The sequence below is a fragment of the Streptomyces minutiscleroticus genome (assembly GCF_014650875.1).
Classification (GTDB): domain Bacteria; phylum Actinomycetota; class Actinomycetes; order Streptomycetales; family Streptomycetaceae; genus Streptomyces; species Streptomyces minutiscleroticus.
In genome coordinates this window covers 1-17574 of sequence record NZ_BMVU01000035.1, presented here as the reverse complement: position 1 = coordinate 17574, position 17574 = coordinate 1, and the positions used below count along the sequence as shown (strand labels likewise).

Genomic DNA, 17574 nt, shown 5'->3' with positions numbered 1-17574 from the left:
TGCGGCCTTTACGCGGCGTGGTGATCCTGCTATCCCGCTCGCAGTCATGTCAACTATCGTGGCATTTGACGCCTGTTGACGGCCTGAATTCGCCACAGTTGTGGCGAGACCTGGATGCGGGTTCGAACATACGGCTAGTCTCCCGGGCAGCTCACTCTGCACATTCCCGCCCTCACGGGGCGTCACAACCCCATGGTCGCGGACCTGTTCACACCGGTCCGGAAGAGATGTAGGAGATCTGTCGGTGACGGAAGGCTTCGAGGTTCCGGGCGCCACGTCGACGGGTCTGCTGCCGGCGGTCGTGGCCCGTGTCGCCGCCCTCGCCGACCGGCTCGGCGCGCCGCACAGCGAGGTGTTCGACGTGCGGCGCCTCTCCGCCGCGTCGGGCGTGCCGGAGCCCGTGGTCAAGGCACTGCTGAGCGGGCGTCCGGCCGGCGAGCCGGATCTGCAGGCCCGCTTCCTGCAGCGCCTGGACCTGCTGCGGCGCACCCGCCTGAAACCCAACGGCCGGCGCTACACGCAGCAGGAGATGGCGGACGGCGCGGGCATGTCCCGCCAGCAGGCGGGCGCCCTCATCAACGGCGACCGGCGCCCCACCATGGAGCACTGCGACGCCCTGCAGCGCTTCTTCCGGGTGCACGCCGGGTTCCTGACGGCCGAGGACCCCGAGGCGCTGGCCGGCGCCCTGCAGCGGATCGAGCAGGACCTGCTCCAGCAGCTCGCCGGCCGCGAGCGGCGGTCGGGACCGGCCGAGGCCGACCCGTTCGAGCGGCTGCTGCAGGACCACGGCGTACGGGGCATCGCCTGGCGCGCCGCGCAGTTACCGACCGACCAGCACCGCGACAAGGTCGCGGAATGGCTGGACATGCTGCTGGAGAGCGTCAGGCGGCCCGAGTCGTCGTGATCCGCGGGAGGGACATGGGCATCGGGAGGGACATGCGCCGGCTGTGCGGCGAGCTGGTCGGCGGACTGTCGCTCCCCGCCCCCGCGCGCCCCGCCGACCTGTACACCGCCCTGTGCGAGGGCATGAGCGGGCGGCGCGGGCGCCCCGTGCGGCACCGCACGGCCGTCTTCCCGCCGGGCACCGCCAGCGGTCTGTGGCTGGACATGGCGGACCAGGACCTCGTGGTCATTGAGGAGCGCACCGCCCCCGAGCACCAGTTGGTGATACTGGGCCACGAGCTGTGGCACATGAGGACCGGGCACTGCGCCCACCACGTGCCGGGCGCGGCGGTGGCCGCCCGGCTGCTGTCGGACTCCGCCGACCTGCGGGCGACGGTCCTGAAGGTGGCCGCGCGCACCCGCTTCGACCTGGCCGAGGAGAAGGAGGCCGAGTGCTTCGGGCTGCTGCTCGCCAGCAGATGCCGCGGCTGGCTGGCCGGACCGGGGCGGCGCGGGCCCGTCCCGCGGGACGACGTGGCGGGCCGGATCGCGGCCTCCCTGGGCCACGGGGCGCCGTGCGGCTGACGACGCGGCCGGTGCGCACCGCCGCCCCCGGCCCCCGGAGCGCGGACCGCGCGGCACGACGTCCGCGGCGGCCCCGGCGGCGCACCGGGAGCGACGGGAACGACGAGGCCGGCGGCACCGACGACATGGACGGCTCCCTCTCCTACCTGCCCGCGGCCGCGATGGCCGGCGCGCTCGCCCTCAGGCTGCCCGCGCTGCTGCGCGACTGGCGCGATCCCCTGGTGCGTCCGGTGTGCGCGCTGATCGCCCTGTCCGGGGCGGCCTTCCTGTGCTCGGCCCCGACGGCGGCCGCCGCGGTGGACCGGCTCACCGGCACCGCCAACGCCTCCGCGGTGCTGGCCTCGTGCCTGCTGAACGCCTGCGGCGCCGCCTGCCTGGTCCTCCTCGCGCACTGGCGCGGCGGCACGCCCCGGGCCCTGCGGCGCACCACCCGCCGGCTGGTCCTCGGCCACGGCGCGGTGATCACGGGCATCGTGGTGCTGTTCCTGCTCGGCGACGCCCCGGCGGAGGGGCCCCGCGACCTGGACACGTACTACGCCACCGCGCCGTACCTCCGCGAGATGATCGTGCTCCACCTGGTGGCGCTGGCCGTCGCGGTCGTCGCGATGATCCACCTCTGCCGGCGCTGGGCCCGCCGGGTGCGCGGCTGGCTGCGCGCGGGGCTGACGGTCGTCGTGGTCGGCCACGTGTGCGTCCTCGCCTCGCTGGCGGCCCGCTCCGCGGCCGTGGCCGCCCGCTGGTACGGCGGCGACCTGGACGCCCTGAGCAGCTGCGCCGCGCCCGTCCTGGCGTCGGTCGGGGCGCAGGTCAGCGCGGTCGGCTTCGCCCTGCCCCTGGCGGGACCGCGCCTCGCGGACGGCTGGGCGGCCCGGTCGGCGTACCACAGGCTCGGCCCGCTGTGGCGGGAGCTGCGGCCGGTGTCCGCGCACCGGGACCGGGCGGTGCGGATGTCCTGGTGGACACCGGCCGGGCTGCGGGTCGTCCACCGGGAGGCGCAGATCCACGACGGCATGCTCGCGCTGTACCCGTACTTCGACGCCGGGGTGCGCGCGGCCGCCCGCGCGGCGGCCCTCGCGGCGGGCTCCGGCGCGGACCGGGCGCGGGCGGAGGCCGACGCGGCGATGGTCGTGGCGGCCCTGCGGGCCAGGACCGCCGACCCCGAGGGCCGCGTCGCCGGCTCGGCGGAGGCGGCCGACGCTCCCCCGGGCCTCGCCGACGGCCCCCGTGACCTCGTCCGCATCTCCCTCGCCCTGCGCCGCTCCCCCGTCGTCGCGGCCGTACGGGGGCGGTCCGCGGCCAGGCCGGGGAGCGGCGTCCCCGAGCGCGCTCCCCGCTGAGCCCGGGCGCCCGGCGCGCCGGTACGGCCGTGCGGGGTCAGGTGGCGCTGCGCTCGCTCGCCTCCTGCAGCTCGCGCTCGACCGCGCGGGCCAGGGGCGTGTCGGGCTGTCCCGCCGCGCTGCCCGGACGGCCGGCCAGCAGCAGCTCGCGCCAGCGCTCGCGGCTCCAGTCGGCCGGGCTCGTGGTGCCGGTGAAGTCCTGGACGAGGGACAGGAAGCGGGCCGGGTCGCTGTGGAACGGGAAGTGCCCCGCCCCCTCGAAGATCTCCAGCCGGCTGCCGGGCATCGCCTCGTGCGCCCCGTAGGCGTGCCGCACGGGCACCACGCCGTCGCGGTCGCCCCAGATGAGCATCGTGGGCATGCCCTCGGTCAGGTAGCAGCGGTCGAGCATGGTGACCACCTGCCCCCGCCAGTCGACCACGGCCCGCAGGGTGCGGATGAAGGCGCTGCGGGAGGTCGCGTCGGGCAGCGCGTCCACGAGGGTCAGCAGTTCCGAGGCGTCCTGCCCCAGGTCGGTGTCCAGCAGCCGCATCAGGTGCGCGAACAGCCCCACGTACAGGCGCATGCCCGGCAGCTGCAGGGCGGACAGCATCAGGTGGGCGCCGGGCAGGGAGACCGTGCGCAGCACCGGGTTCACCTCGCGGCCCACGCCGCCCGCGCTGACCAGGACGAGCCGCTCGGTGCGCTCGGGGAACTGGTACGCGAACTGCATGGCGACGCCGCCGCCCAGCGAGTGCCCGACGAGCGTGGCCTGCTCGATGTCCAGGGTCGTCAGCAGGTCGCGCAGGCCGTTGGCGTACGCGGCCACCGAGTAGTCGGCCCGCGGCTTGTCCGAGGCGCCGTGGCCCAGCAGGTCCGGGGCGACCACGGTGTGGGTGCGGGCCAGGTCGGGGATGAGCTCGGCCCAGGTGGCGGAGGAGTCGCCGATGCCGTGGATGAGGACGAGCGGAGGGCCCTGGCCGGCCATGCGGTAGGCGCGGCGGTAACCGTGCACGACGCGGTGGTGCAGCCGCAGCTCGCTGTCGCCCACCGGGCGCAGCCGGAAGCTGCGCCGCGGACGCTGCCGTGGAACGTGGGCCACCGGGGTCCCTCCCGTCCGCCCGGCCGCCCGAGGGCGGCCCCCAGCCCGTTCTTCCAGCTTAAAACGCATGTCCCCCTTGGGATGTCGCCGGAATCCTTCCGCCGTGGGCCGGGTGCCCACAAGCTGGTCAGGGGGGATTGTCAGTGGCGGACGGCAAGCTGGTCGGTGCGCCCCGGCTCCGTGCGCGGGGCGGCCGGTACCTCGGGGGAACGGCCGCGGGGCGAGACAGGCCGTGAGGCCGGAGAAGACGACGAAGACGACAGGGAGAGCCGTCCGATGCCGACCGCCGTACTGACCGACAGCGAACGCACGGCCGTGCAGGCGTACCTGCGCCTGTTGCACACGGTGCGGGCCGCGCTGGACGGCCCGCCCGACAGCGGCCGGCCGCCGGTGATGGTGCCGCCCTCCGCCCTGGCCGAGGCGGAGCAGGCCCTGGCCGCCGCGGGCCTGGAGGGCAATGAGGATGCCTTCTTCAGACTGCTGCACGCCTGGTATCCCGGCCCCGGCTGAGGACGGCGGACCGACGCGGCGGACGCGCCCGCGGACGGGCCCCGGGGTGGCGTGGCGGACGCCGGCCGTCCACCACCCGCGCCCGTCCCGCCCGCCGGGTCTCGTCCGCCGTCCGTGCCCGCCCCGCCCGCCGGGGTCGCGTCCGGCGGCGGCACGGCCCGGCGGCGGGCGTCGCGCGCTTGCGCAGCCGCCCGCACCGTCCGGCGGGCGTCCTCACCGCCGCCGGCACGAGGACGGCGCCCCGGGCGTCGCGCGGCCGGCGCCGTCCGCACCAGGACGGACGGCGGCGCCCTCATCAGGACGACCTGCATCGTCCGCACCAGGACGGACGGCGGCGTCCGGCCGCCCGGCCGTCCTCAGGCGTGCGGCACCGTCACCGCCGTGGCCAGCAGGCCGTCGCGTACGGTCCAGCGGCCGTCGAAGTGGTCGCGGCGGTGGCCGCCGACCACCGGGCCCGGCACCAGCAGCCGGGCGCGCAGCCGGCCGGAGGACGGGTCCTCCGGGTCGGTGAACAGCTCGATGTCCGCCTCGGAGAAGTCCAGCCACTTGCGGGTGAGCGGGAACCACGCCTTGTAGACGGACTCCTTCGCGCTGAACAGGAGCCGGTCCCAGTGGACGGCGGGACGGTCCAGGGCGAGGTCCTCCAGCCGCCGCCGCTCCGCGGGCAGCGACACCGCGGGGAGCACGTCCTGCGGCAACTGCAGATGGAGCTCGGCGTCGATGCCGAGGGAGGCGAGGTCGGCGGCGCGGGCGAGCGCCGCGGCGCCGTAGCCCTCGCAGTGCGTCATGCTGCCGATCACGCCGTCCGGCCATTGCGGGGCGCCGCGCTCCCCGGACACGACGGGGTGCGGGGGCACGCCCAGCTTCTCCATGGCGCGGCGCGCGCAGCCGCGGACGACGGTGAACTCCCGGCGCCGCTTCTCCACCGCCCGGGCGATCAGCGCCTCCTCCTCGGGGTACAGCGTCGTGCCCGCGACGGGCTCGTCACCGTGCGCCTCCACGGCCACGACCGAGTCCGGGAGCAGTTCCTCGATCACTGGATCCGACCTCCATCGGCAGAATGCGGCGCAGCCGGCCCGGCGGTTGCGTGCGCTTGCGCCACTCGCGGGGGTATCCCACGGAGACCTCTTCGAAGGGGACGCCGTCGAGCCGGGTGCTGCGGGGGATGTGCAGGTGCCCGTAGACCATGGCGGCGGCGCGGTACCTGCGGTGCCAGTCCGCGGTGGCCGTGGTGCCGCACCACATCGCGAACTCGGGGTACCACAGGACGTCGGTGGGGTGCCGGTCCAGCGGATAGTGGTTGACCAGCACCGTCGGCAGGTCGTCCGGCAGCGCGTCCAGCCTGCGCGCGGTCTCCGCGACCCGCGCCGCGCACCAGTCCTCGCGGCTCGGGTACGGATCGGGGTGCAGCAGGTGCTCGTCGGTGCAGACGACGCCCGTCCCGTGCGCGTAGGCCAGCCCCTCCTCCTTGGTGGCGCAGCCCTTCGGCAGGAACGAGTAGTCGTAGAGCAGGAAGAGGGGGGCGACCGCGACGGGCCCGCCGGGCCCCTCCCACACGGGGTACGGGTCCTCGGGGGTCACCACGCCCAGCTCGCGGCACATCCCGACCAGGTGCTCGTAGCGGGCGACGCCGCGCAGCGTCACGGGGTCCGAGGGGTGGGTCCACAGCTCGTGGTTGCCGGGAGCCCAGACGACCTTGCGGAAGCGGCCCGCGAGGGTCTTGAGCGCCCAGCGGATGTCGGTGGAGATCTCCGAGACGTCGCCGGCCACCAGCAGCCAGTCGTCGTCGGTCTCCGGGCGCATCGCCTCGACGAGGGCACGGTTCTCGGCGTACCCGATGTGCAGATCGCTGATGGCCAGCAGCCGGCCGGACCGGTCAGCCGTCGACTCCACGCCGCCCCCTCCACGAATCCTGACACGTACACAAGAACACGCTCCGGACGACCGTACAGGAGCCTCCCGGCGGGGCGCGCGCCCGGCCGGACCACCGTCTGCCCGGATCCGTAACACGGGTGTAGCAGCACCGTGCCCCGGAAACCCCTATGATCGGCCTCACACGACCGCTCACGAACTCCCGTTTCCGAACGGCGGTTTGGTGTACCTCCCTACTCCCCGGCCGGGCACGGCCTGCTTCGCCCTGCCCGCGAACCCCGAAAGGCGGCCTGCATGGTCTCTCGCGTACGCGTCTGGCTCAACCGCACGTACGCGGAGAACGTGTTCTTCATGGATCAGCTGCGAAGTAATCCGCAGGGCCGTCCCGTCGAGATCCACGCCACCCACGGCGACCCGGACTCCCCCGTCCTCGCCGCCGCCGACACCGCCGCCATGGAGCCGGAGGGCCTGTCCACCGCCGCGTACGTCGAGTACGCCCTGGACCAGTGCGCCCGGCGGGGCATCGACGTGTTCGTGCCGGTGCTGCACCAGGCGGCGCTGGTGGAGCACCGCGAGGAGTTCGCGGCCGTCGGCACGGCGCTGCTGGCGCCGTCCGCGCGGGCCGTGGCCACCTTCCAGGACAAGGTGACCGCGTACGAGGCGGTCCGGGCGCTCGGCGTGCCGGTGCCGCCGTGGTCGCGGGTGCGGTCGGCCGAGGAGCTTCTCGCCGCCGTCGACGCGCTGGAGGCGGCCGGGCACAAGGCGTGCTTCAAGCCGGCGACGGGCGCGGGCGGCATGGGCTTCCGCATCGTCACCCGCTCCCCCTTCTCACTGCTGCACCTGGGCGGGTTCCCGAGCCCGTACGTGCCGCTGGACCTGGTGCTCGACGCCCTGCGGCGCACCGAGGAGCCGGTCGACTGGCTGGTGATGCCGCTGCTGACGGAGCCCGAGGTGTCCGTCGACTGCCTGACCGGGACGGACGGGCGGGTGCGGATGGCCGTGGGCCGGACGAAGAACGGGCGGCGGCGCGGCTTCACGCTCCATCCCCGCTGGATCGAGCCGGCCCGGCTGATCGCGGAGAACTTCGGGCTGCACCACCTCTCCAACATCCAGTTCCGCGTGCACGGCGGTGAGCCGGTGCTGCTCGACGTCAACACGCGCCCGGCCGGCGGGCTGCACCAGCTGTCCCTGTGCGGGATCAACGCTCCCTGGGCGGCGGTCCGGCTGGCGCTCGGCGAGGACCCGGGCGACGTGGTGCCGCCGTTCCTCGGCCAGGACTACGCGGTGGTCGCCGGGCCGCGTCCGGTGCGGCCGGTCTCCCTGCCCCAGCAGCAGCGCACGGACGCCCCGGCGGAGCCGGCCCCCGTGCCCGGCCCCGCGGCTGCGACCGCTCCGGCCGCCACGACTGCTCCGGCCGCTCCGGCCGCTCCGGCCGCTCCGGCCGCCGCGGCCGGACTCGCCGTGCGGCCGCAGCCCGCGGCGGACCGGCCGCTGGCGGTCTGACCCGGGGGCCGCCCGGGCCGGTGGGCGTCTAGCGACCCCACGCCCCCGCCGGTTCCGCCAGGCAGGGCGCAGGGGCGGCCTCCGGGTCCGCGTGCCCGACCGGCTGCGCCCGGCCCGGCCCGATGGGAAACCTGTGCCTCGGACGGTCCGCTACCTCAAATAGGCCAGCCCCGGATGCGCCGCCGTGTAGCCGTCGACGAGGCGGCGGGCGACGCCCACGGAGTCGACGAGCGGGTGCAGGGCGAAGGCCTTGACGGCCGTCGCGCGGGAGCCGGACGCGGCGGCGGCCAGCACCTCGCGCTCCACGGCCTTGACCGAGCAGACCAGTCCGGTGGCGTGGTCCGGCAGCGGGTCGGCGGCCACGGGGTGCGCGCCGCCTGCGTCGACGAGGCAGGGCACCTCGATCACGGCGTCCGCGTCGAGCGCGGCCAGGGTGCGGCCGTTGCGGACGTTGAGGATCAGGGTGGTGCGCTCGTCGCGGGCGACGGCCCGCATCAGGGCGAGCGCCACCTTCTCGTAGCCGCCGGAGAGGTCGTCGGCCTCGCGCTCGCCCGCGCCGGCCGTGTCCCGGTTCTCGGACATGTACGTCGCCTCGCGCTCGGCGCGGGTGGACTCCCAGGCCGCGAGCGCGGACGTGCCGGGCCGCACCGCCTGTGCGTAGAACCGCGCCTGCTGGTCGCGCAGGAAGGCGCCGCGGGTCCGCTCCGCCTCCTGGTAGGCGCGCACGGTCTCGCGGTTGAAGTAGTAGTAGTGCAGGTACTCGTTGGGGATCATGCCCAGCGCCCGCAGCCAGTCGGGGCCGAACAGCCTGCCCTCCTCGAAGGAGCCGAGCAGCCGCGGGTCGGCCAGCAGGCGCGGGAGTTCGTCGCGGCCGTCGACGCGCAGGCCGCGCACCCAGCCGAGGTGGTTGAGGCCGACGTAGTCGATCCACGCCTCGCGCGGGTCGGCGCCCAGGACGCGGGCGACGCGGCGGCCCAGGCCCACCGGCGAGTCGCAGATGCCGATCACCCGGTCGCCCAGGTGGCGGGACATGGCCTCGGTGACCAGGCCGGCCGGGTTGGTGAAGTTGATGACCCAGGCGTCGGGGGCGAGCCGGGCCACGCGCCGCGCGATGTCGTCGGCGACCGGCACGGTGCGCAGGCCGTACGCGATGCCGCCCGCGCCCACGGTCTCCTGGCCGAGCACGCCCTCGGCGAGCGCCACCCGCTCGTCCGCCGCGCGCCCCTCGAGGCCGCCGACGCGGATCGCGGAGAAGACGAAGTCGGCGCCGCGCAGGGCCTCGTCGAGGTCGGTGGTCGCGGTCACCTCCGGCGCGTCGGGCACGTCCGCCGCCTGCTCGGCCAGCACCCGGGAGACGGCCGTGAGCCGGTCCGCGTCCAGGTCGTGCAGGACGACGTGGGTGACGCGGCCCGCCGCGCGGTCCCCGAGCAGCGCCCCGTACACCAGCGGCACCCGGAACCCGCCACCGCCCAGAATCGTCAGCCTCACGCGCACAACCGCCTTCCCGGTCCGGAACTGCTTCTACCGGTATCACCCCGGCGCCCGTCACCACCAGCACGTACGGCGGCCCGGCGGTGTGGACTCCGGCCCGCACGGCGGGGTCGGGACGGCCGGTCTCGGGCCATCCTGGGTGCCGCACCGGACCGACCGCCGCCCCGCCGGGGCCGACACCAGGGGGTACGCCATCGCCCGCCGGCCGCACGCCGCGCAGACCAGGACCGCCCGGACCCCACGGACCGGGACCGGCTCCGCATCCGGGCCGGTCCGGTGACCGGCCCCTCCGCGGCCGACCGGCTGCTCGCCGTGCTCGCCGCCTTCGACCACGACCACCCGGCGCTGTCGCTCACGGAGATCAGCCGCCGCGCCGGGCTGTCCCTCACCACCGCCCACCGGCTCGTCGGCGCGCTCGCGGGCTGGGGCGCGCTGGAGCGCGACGCGTCCGGCGCGTACCACGTGGGGCTGCGGCTGTGGGAGGTCGCGGCGCTCGCCCCGCGCGGCCTCGGGCTGCGCCAGGCCGCGCTGCCGTACCTGGAGGACCTGTACGAGGCGACGCACGAGAACGTCCAGCTGGCCGTGCGCGACGGCCCGGAGGTGGTCTACACCGAGTGGATCTCCGGGCGGTCGGCGGTCGGCGTCCGCATCCAGGTGGGCGCCCGCTGGCCGCTGCACGCCACCGGGGTGGGCCTGGCCCTCCTCGCCCACGAGGTGCCGGCCGTCCAGGACGCCTACTGCGCCCGGCCGCTCGCGGCGTTCACCGCGCACACGGTCACCGACCCGGCCGTGCTGCGCCGGACGCTGGCCGAGGTGCGGCGCACCGGCGTGGCGGTGAGCCGCCGTCAGGTGACGGACGACGCGCTGTCGGTGGCCGCGCCCGTCCGCGGTCCCGCGGGCGCGGTGGTCGCGGCGGTCTCGGTCGTGGTGCCGTACCCCACGGCCCGCACCCCGGCGCTGGTCCCGGCGGTCCGGCTGGCGGCCCGCGGCATATCACGCGCACTCGGCTGGCAGCCGCGCGACCCCGACACGGACACCGACCCGCCACAGGAGCCGTAGGCCCGGCCGAGTTCACCCCTCCATGCCCCTTTCACCCCGTGAACTCCTCCGGAGCGCAAGGACTTTCTCGGCTTTACCTCTTGACGGCCGGAGTGCCAGAGAGCACATTGTCGGCGCAGCCTGAGAGCGCTCTCAGAAAGCGTTCCCGGCCGCGTGCACGACACCCGTGTTCCTCTCACCCCTCTCCCCACCCAGAAGAGGCACCCCATGCGTGAAACCTCCGGCAGACGCCGCCCGCTCAGACGCGCGCTCGTCGCCGTGCTCGGCGCCCTGAGCCTGGCGGCCACCGCGGCCACGGCCGCCACGCCCGCCGGCGCGTCCGCCCCCACTCCCCCCTCGGGCTGGTCGCAGGTCTTCGTCGACGACTTCAACGGCACCGCCGGCACCGGCGTCAACACGAACAATTGGCAGTACGCGACCGGCACCGGTTACCCCGGCGGAGCCGCCAACTGGGGCACCGGCGAGATCGAGACGATGACGTCGAGCACGAACAACGTGTCGCTCGACGGCAACGGCAACCTCCGCATCACGCCGCGCCGGGACGCCGCGGGCAACTGGACGTCGGGCCGCATCGAGACCCGCCGCACCGACTTCCAGCCGCCCTCCGGGGGCAAGCTGCGCATCGAGTCCCGCATCCAGCTGCCGAACGTGACGGGCACCGCGGCCCGCGGCTACTGGCCGGCGTTCTGGGCCCTGGGCTCCCCCTACCGGGGCAACTACTGGAACTGGCCGAGCGTCGGCGAGCTCGACATCATGGAGAACGCCAACGGCCTCAACACCGTCCACGCCACGATGCACTGCGGCACGAGCCCGGGCGGCCCGTGCAACGAGACCTCCGGCATCGGCTCCTCCACCACCTGCCAGGGCACCACGTGCCAGGCCGGGTTCCACACGTACGCGATGGAGTGGGACAGGTCCACGAGCGTGGAGGAGATCCGCTTCTACCTCGACGGCCGCAACTACCACACGGTGCGCGCCAACCAGGTCGACGCCACCACGTGGGCGAACGCCACGAACCACGGCTACTTCGTCATCCTGAACGTGGCGATGGGCGGCGGCTTCGTGGACGCCTTCGGCGGCGGCCCCGACGGCAACACCGTGCCGGGCCACTCGATGGTGGTCGACTACGTCCAGGTCCTGCAGTCCTCCGGCGGCGGCACGACCCCGCCGCCCACCGGCAACCGCGACGCCTACGGCACCGTCCAGGCCGAGTCCTTCGACCAGCAGAGCGGCACGCTGACCGAGTCCACCACCGACTCCGGCGGCGGCCAGAACATCGGCGCCCTCGCCAACGGCGACTGGGCCCTGTACAAGGGTGTGAACTTCGGCTCCACGGCGGCGAAGCAGTTCAGCGCCCGGGTGGCCAGCGGCGCGGCGAGCGGCGTCAGCGGCCTGGTCGAGGTGCGCCTGGACAGCCGCACCAGCACGCCGATCGGCAGCTTCGCGGTGGGCAACACCGGCGGCTGGCAGTCGTGGCGGACGGTCCCGGCGAACATCTCCGACGTCACCGGCACCCACGACGTCTACCTGACCTTCACCAGCGGCCAGCCGGCCGACTTCGTGAACGTCAACTGGTTCACCTTCGGCCGCTGACCCGCTCCGGCCGCCCGGACGCGGCGGCCGGGCCGCACGGCAGCCGGCACCGGCACTCCCCGGCCGGTCCGCCGGCACCCCGTGGCCGGGCGGAGCGCCTCCCGCGCCCGGCCCCCTTCCCCGGGGGACGCCGCGCGGTCCGGCCGGGCCGGGCCACCACGACCCGGCGGGCCGTCCGCGTCACCGCGGGCGGCCCGCCGGGCGTTCACCGTCCGGGCCCGCCGCTTTCCGAGCGGCGGGCCTCAGCGCAGTTCGGCCCGGAAGGCCACCGGCGTGGCGCCCGTGTGCTGGTGGAAGTACTTGGAGAAGTTGGCCGCGTCGGGGAAGCCCACCGCCACCCCGATGCGGCCGATCGGCATGTCCGTGTGGGCCAGCAGCCGCTTGGCCTCCAGGATCACGCGGCGGTCGATGAACCCCTTGGGCGTCTGCCCGGTGGCGGCGCGCACCGCGCGGACCAGGGTGCGCCGGGAGTAGCCGAGCGCGTCGGCGTACGCGCTGACGCTGTGGTTGGTGGGGAAGCCCCGCTCGACCGCCTCACGGAACCGTGTGAAGGTGCTGTCCGCCTGCCCCTGCCCCGGCTCGGCGGACCGGGCGGCCAGGTGCGCGAGCCGCAGCAGGAACGCCGTCAGGGTGTGCCGCAGCACCGCCGTGTGCAGGCTGAGCGGCAGCGTCTCGGTGTCCTCGTACTCGCGCCCGAGCTGGTCGAGGGAGTCCTGGAGCCCGGTGAGCTGCGCCGGGCCGGGGGTCAGCAGCGGCGGCAGGTCGTAGCGGTACAGGCCGGCGGCCTCGACGGTGGCCCGGGGCAGGAAGCCCGGCTGCATGGTGAGCGCCGTGCCCGCGTAGGCGTCGGAGGGCGAGAAGCGGTGCACCTGGCCGGGGCGGACCCACAGCAGGCTGCCCGCCCGCGCCTCGTACTCGGCGAAGTCGACCATGTGGGTCACCGGGCCGCCGGTGAAGAGCAGCACCAGGTGGAAGTCGATGCGGTGCACGCGCCGCCGGACGGCGTCCGCGTGCCAGGCGCGGTCGGACCCCATGGGGCCGATCTGCATGCCCACCCCGCAGACGCTCGCGCTCGCGTCGAACGGGAAGGTCCTGATCCCGCCGTCGGTCCCGCCGTCGGCCCTGCCCTCGTAGCTCGCTTCGCCCGTCATGTCCGTCTCGTACCTGCTCGTCCGCGACCCCGTGTCCCAGATTCACCGAAGCCTGGCACACGATGACCTTGGTCAGCAAAAGTCAGACTTTTAGGTTTGAAGGCGTTCCGGCAGTTACTCCATACTTCCTGAGGACTTCTTGAAGATGAGCGCGCAGACACACGACCACCTGGAGTGGACCGACCTTGACCGGCGTGCCGTCGACACCGCCCGACTCCTCGCCGCGGACGCGGTGCAGAAGGTCGGCAACGGCCACCCCGGCACCGCGATGAGCCTGGCCCCGGCCGCCTACACCCTCTTTCAGAAGGTGATGCGGCACGACCCGGCGGACCCCGAGTGGACCGGCCGTGACCGCTTCGTCCTCTCCCCCGGCCACACCTCGCTGACCCTCTACACCCAGCTCTTCCTGTCCGGCTACGAGCTGGAGCTGGACGACCTGAAGGCGTTCCGCACGCAGGGCTCGAAGACGCCGGGCCACCCCGAGTACGGGCACACCGCCGGCGTCGAGACCACCACCGGGCCGCTGGGCCAGGGCGTCGCCAACGCGGTGGGCATGGCGATGGCCGCCCGCTACGAGCGCGGCCTGTTCGACCCGGACGCCCCCGAGGGCGCCTCGCCGTTCGACCACATGATCTGGGCGATCGTCTCCGACGGCGACCTGGAGGAGGGCATCTCCGCCGAGGCGTCCTCACTGGCCGGCCACCAGAAGCTCGGCAACCTCGTCTTCGTCTACGACGACAACCACATCTCCATCGAGGGCGACACCGCGACGGCCTTCTCCGAGGACGTCCTCAAGCGCTACGAGGCCTACGGCTGGCACGTCCAGCGCATCGAGCCCACCGCCGACGGCGACATCGACGTGCGGGCCCTGTACGCGGCCCTGCAGGCGGCCCGCGCGGAGACGGAGCGCCCCTCGATCGTCGCGATGCGCACGATCATCGCCTGGCCCGCCCCGAACGCGCGGAACACCGAGGCGTCCCACGGCTCGGCCCTCGGCGCCGAGGAGATCGCGGCCACCAAGCGCGTCCTCGGCTTCGACCCGGAGCAGTCCTTCCAGGTGGAGCCGGAGGTGCTGGCCCACACCCGGCGGGCCCTGGACCGGGGCGCCGAGGCGCACGCCGCCTGGAACAAGCGGCTCACCGAGTGGCGCGCCGCGCAGCCCGAGCGCTCCGCCCTGCTGGACCGGATCGTGGCCGGCCGGCTGCCCGAGGGCTGGGAGGAGGCCCTGCCGGTCTTCGAGGAGGGCTCCTCGCTGGCCACCCGCGCCGCCTCCGGCAAGGTGCTCCAGGCGCTCGGCGCGGTCATCCCCGAACTGTGGGGCGGCTCCGCCGACCTGGCCGGCTCCAACAACACCACGATCGACAAGACGTCGTCGTTCCTCCCGGAGGGCAACCCGCTCCCCGAGGCGGACCCGTACGGCCGCACGATCCACTTCGGCATCCGCGAGCACTCCATGGCCGCGGAGATGAACGGCATCGCCCTGCACGGCAACACCCGCATCTACGGCGGCACCTTCCTGGTGTTCTCCGACTACATGCGCAACGCCGTCCGCCTCTCCGCGCTGATGCAGCTGCCCGTCACCTATGTCTGGACGCACGACTCCATCGGCCTGGGCGAGGACGGCCCGACCCACCAGCCGGTCGAGCACCTGGCCTCCCTGCGCGCCATCCCCGGCCTGAACGTCGTCCGTCCGGCCGACGCCAACGAGACCGCGATCGCCTGGGGTGAGATCCTCAAGCGGCATGCGACCCGTCCCGCCCCGCACGGCCTGGCCCTCACCCGCCAGGGCGTGCCGACCTACCCGGCGAACCCGGACGCCGCGCGCGGCGGCTACGTCCTGCGCGACTCCTCGACCGAGACGCCCGAGGTCATCCTCATCGCCACCGGCTCCGAGGTGCACCTCGCCGTCGAGGCGCGGGAACGTCTGGAGGCGGAGGGAGTGGGCACCCGGGTCGTGTCCATGCCGTCCGTCGAGTGGTTCGAGGAGCAGGAGCAGGCCTATCGCGCAAGTGTTCTGCCGCCGTCCGTGAAGGCCCGCGTGGCGGTCGAGGCCGGGATCGGTCTGACCTGGTACCGGTACGTCGGTGACGCAGGGCGCATCGTCTCGCTGGAGCACTTCGGTGCTTCCGCCGACGCCGGGACGCTGTTCGCCCGGTACGGCTTCACCCCCGAGAACGTCGCCGCGGCAGCCCGGGAATCCCTGGCCGCCGTGCGCGGTTGATCCGAACGCTCGAAAGAAGATGATCACAGTGACCGAAGCGACCGCACCCGCGGGAGCACTCAGGCGCCTCGCCGCCGAGGGCGTCTCCGTCTGGCTCGACGACCTGTCGCGCAGGCGCCTGACCTCCGGCGACCTGGCCGACCTGGTCGAGAGGGGGCACGTGGTGGGCGTCACCACGAACCCCTCGATCTTCCAGGCCGCCATCGGCTCCGGTGAGGGCTACGAGGAGCAGCTGGCCGACCTGGCCGTGCGCGGTGTGACGGTCGACGAGGCCGTCCGCATGATGACCACCGCCGACGTCCGGGACGCCGCCGACGTCCTGCGCCCGGTGTACGACGCGACAGGCGGCCGGGACGGCCGGGTCTCCATCGAGGTCGACCCCCGTCTGGCGAACGACACCGAGGCCACCGTCGCCGAGGCCAAGCAGCTGGCCTGGCTGGTGAACCGGCCGAACGCCATGATCAAGATCCCGGCCACCGAGGCGGGCCTCCCGGCGATCACCGAGGTCGTCGGCCTCGGCATCAGCGTCAACGTCACGCTGATCTTCTCGCTGGAGCGCTACCGCGCGGTCATGGACGCCTACCTCGCCGGCCTGGAGAAGGCCAGGGAGCGCGGCCTGGACCTGTCCAGCATCCACTCCGTCGCCTCGTTCTTCGTCTCCCGCGTCGACAGCGAGATCGACAAGCGGCTGGCGAAGGTGGGCACGGACGAGGCCCTCGCCCTGAAGGGGAAGGCGGCGCTCGCCAACGCGCGGCTCGCCTACGAGGCCTACGAGGAGGTCTTCGCCGGCGAGCGGTGGACCGCGCTGAAGGACGCGGGGGCCCACCGCCAGCGCCCGCTGTGGGCCTCGACCGGCGTCAAGGACCCCGCGTACAAGGACACGCTCTACGTCGACGAGCTGGTCGCTCCGGGCACCGTCAACACGATGCCGCAGGGCACGCTCGACGCGGTCGCCGACCACGGCGAGGTCACCGGCGACACGGTCACCGGCCGGTACGAGGAGGCCCGCGCGGACCTCGCGGCCGTCGAGCGGCTCGGGATCTCCTACGACGAGGTCGTGCGGCAGCTGGAGGACGAGGGCGTCGAGAAGTTCGAGATCGCCTGGCAGGACCTGCTGGAGGCGGTCGCCACGTCGCTGCGCGCCAAGGGAGGCGAAGGCGTATGAGCATGAGAAAGAAGCGTCAGGACAGCACCGCCACGGCCGGGGAGCCCACGGAGGGGTCCGCCGGGGCGACGGCGGCCGGGGCCGGGGCCTCGGCCGCCGACCCCGGTTCCACGGTGACGCCCGCGAAGGCCGACGCGGCCGGGGCCGCGGAGCCGGCCGCGGACCCGGCCACCGACCGGGAGACAGCCGACGCCGCGGGCGAGCGCGCGGCCGTCGAGGCCGCCGGCGAGCTGACGGCCGAGGCTTCCGACCGTGCGGCGGCCGGGGCCGCGGACGAGGAGGCGGACGCGGCCGGGGCGGAGGGCGAGACGCTGCCGAAGTCCGCCGAGGAGTCGCTCTCCGTCGAGCAGGCCCTCGCCGGCGCCCTCGGCCCCGACTGGGACAACCCGCTGCGCGACGCGCGCGACCGCCGCCTGCCCCGCATCGCCGGCCCCTCCGGTCTGGTGATCTTCGGTGTCACCGGCGACCTGTCCCGCAAGAAGCTGATGCCGGCGGTCTACGACCTGGCCAACCGCGGTCTGCTGCCGCCAGGCTTCTCGCTGGTCGGCTTCGCCCGCCGCGAGTGGGAGGACCAGGACTTCGCGCAGGTGGTGCACGAGGCGGTGCGCGAGCACGCCCGTACGCCGTTCCGTGAGGAGGTCTGGCAGCAGCTCGCCGAGGGGATGCGGTTCATCCCGGGCGACTTCGACGACGACGCCGCCTTCGAGCAGCTGCGCGAGGCCGTCGACGAGCTGGACGCCTCCCGGGGCACCAACGGCAACTACGCCTTCTACCTGTCGGTGCCGCCGAAGTTCTTCCCCAAGGTGGTCCAGCAGCTCAAGCGGCACGGGCTCGCCAAGTCCTCCGAGGGGTCCTGGCGACGCGCGGTCATCGAGAAGCCCTTCGGCCGCGACCTGGCCAGCGCGCGCGAGCTGAACAAGATCGTGCACGAGGTGTTCGACCCGGACCAGGTCTTCCGGATCGACCACTACCTGGGCAAGGAGACGGTCCAGAACATCCTGGCGCTGCGCTTCGCCAACCAGATGTACGAGCCGATCTGGAACCGGTCCTACGTGGACCACGTGCAGATCACCATGGCCGAGGACATCGGCATCGGCGGCCGCGCCGGCTACTACGACGGCATC

Annotated in this window: 15 protein-coding genes; 10 read left to right on the top strand and 5 right to left on the bottom strand. The window is 74.4% G+C overall.

The features are described 5' to 3' along the window. Positions 1–244: 244 nt before the first annotated feature. The 3 genes from IE271_RS27655 to IE271_RS27645 all read left to right on the top strand — a co-directional run bounded on the left by IE271_RS27655 (position 245) and on the right by IE271_RS27645 (position 2804). Positions 245–904, top strand: coding sequence for a helix-turn-helix domain-containing protein (locus IE271_RS27655; protein WP_190193170.1), 660 nt, complete (start codon positions 245–247; stop codon positions 902–904). A 32-nt stretch (positions 905–936) separates the two neighbouring features. Further along, positions 937–1467, top strand: coding sequence for a toxin-antitoxin system, toxin component (locus tag IE271_RS27650; RefSeq protein ID WP_190193229.1), 531 nt, complete (start codon positions 937–939; stop codon positions 1465–1467). A 125-nt stretch (positions 1468–1592) separates the two neighbouring features. Further along, entirely contained in the window at positions 1593–2804 is a 1212-nt protein-coding gene (locus IE271_RS27645; RefSeq protein WP_190193228.1) for an MAB_1171c family putative transporter, read from the top strand. A gap of 37 nt (positions 2805–2841) precedes the next feature. Here IE271_RS27645 and IE271_RS27640 read toward each other — a convergent pair whose 3' ends face one another. After that, positions 2842–3843: an alpha/beta fold hydrolase gene (locus IE271_RS27640; protein ID WP_373308849.1), complete on the bottom strand. Its 1002-nt coding sequence runs from the start codon at positions 3841–3843 to the stop codon at positions 2842–2844. A gap of 318 nt (positions 3844–4161) precedes the next feature. Here IE271_RS27640 and IE271_RS27635 point away from each other — a divergent pair, with 318 nt between their 5' ends. After that, the gene (locus tag IE271_RS27635) at positions 4162–4395 is read left to right on the top strand and encodes a hypothetical protein (RefSeq protein ID WP_190193168.1); all 234 of its coding nucleotides are present in this window, start codon (positions 4162–4164) and stop codon (positions 4393–4395) included. Positions 4396–4751: 356 nt separating this feature from the next. On the opposite strand, the gene IE271_RS27630 is transcribed toward IE271_RS27635, so the two are convergent. Beyond that, on the bottom strand, positions 4752–5432 hold the full coding sequence (locus IE271_RS27630; RefSeq protein ID WP_190193167.1) for a 4'-phosphopantetheinyl transferase family protein: 681 nt from the start codon (positions 5430–5432) through the stop codon (positions 4752–4754). Further along, a complete protein-coding gene (locus IE271_RS27625; RefSeq protein ID WP_190193166.1) occupies positions 5380–6288 on the bottom strand; it encodes a metallophosphoesterase family protein in 909 nt (302 codons plus the stop codon). The genes IE271_RS27630 and IE271_RS27625 overlap by 53 nt, the downstream gene beginning before the upstream one ends. Before the next feature lie 273 nt (positions 6289–6561). On the opposite strand from IE271_RS27625, the gene IE271_RS27620 reads away from it, so the two are divergent. Then, the gene (locus tag IE271_RS27620) at positions 6562–7770 is read left to right on the top strand and encodes an ATP-grasp domain-containing protein (RefSeq protein WP_190193165.1); all 1209 of its coding nucleotides are present in this window, start codon (positions 6562–6564) and stop codon (positions 7768–7770) included. 150 nt (positions 7771–7920) lie between these two features. On the opposite strand, the gene IE271_RS27615 is transcribed toward IE271_RS27620, so the two are convergent. Next, the gene (locus IE271_RS27615; RefSeq protein ID WP_190193164.1) at positions 7921–9258 is read right to left on the bottom strand and encodes a 6-phospho-beta-glucosidase; all 1338 of its coding nucleotides are present in this window, start codon (positions 9256–9258) and stop codon (positions 7921–7923) included. Between the two features lie 279 nt (positions 9259–9537). Between IE271_RS27615 and IE271_RS27610 the strand changes: the two genes are divergently transcribed. Together IE271_RS27610 and IE271_RS27605 are read left to right on the top strand one after the other, a co-directional pair. Beyond that, a complete protein-coding gene (locus IE271_RS27610) occupies positions 9538–10320 on the top strand; it encodes an IclR family transcriptional regulator (protein ID WP_190193163.1) in 783 nt (260 codons plus the stop codon). Positions 10321–10527: 207 nt separating this feature from the next. Next, a complete protein-coding gene (locus IE271_RS27605) occupies positions 10528–11913 on the top strand; it encodes a glycoside hydrolase family 16 protein (RefSeq protein WP_190193162.1) in 1386 nt (461 codons plus the stop codon). A 242-nt stretch (positions 11914–12155) separates the two neighbouring features. Here IE271_RS27605 and IE271_RS27600 read toward each other — a convergent pair whose 3' ends face one another. Further along, positions 12156–13064 (bottom strand): helix-turn-helix domain-containing protein, encoded by a 909-nt coding sequence (locus IE271_RS27600; protein WP_190193161.1) that lies wholly within the window; start codon positions 13062–13064, stop codon positions 12156–12158. Between the two features lie 145 nt (positions 13065–13209). On the opposite strand from IE271_RS27600, the gene tkt reads away from it, so the two are divergent. The 3 genes from tkt to IE271_RS27585 form a co-directional block, all read left to right on the top strand. Continuing rightward, positions 13210–15285 carry a transketolase gene (gene tkt, locus IE271_RS27595; RefSeq protein ID WP_190193160.1) on the top strand — a complete coding sequence of 692 codons (2076 nt, stop codon included), beginning with the start codon at positions 13210–13212 and terminating at the stop codon, positions 15283–15285. A gap of 19 nt (positions 15286–15304) precedes the next feature. After that, positions 15305–16450 (top strand): transaldolase, encoded by a 1146-nt coding sequence (gene tal, locus IE271_RS27590; protein WP_190193159.1) that lies wholly within the window; start codon positions 15305–15307, stop codon positions 16448–16450. 2 nt (positions 16451–16452) lie between these two features. Then, positions 16453–17574, top strand: a 1122-nt coding sequence (locus IE271_RS27585; RefSeq protein ID WP_229919595.1) for a glucose-6-phosphate dehydrogenase, incomplete at its 3' end; no start/stop codon positions are given.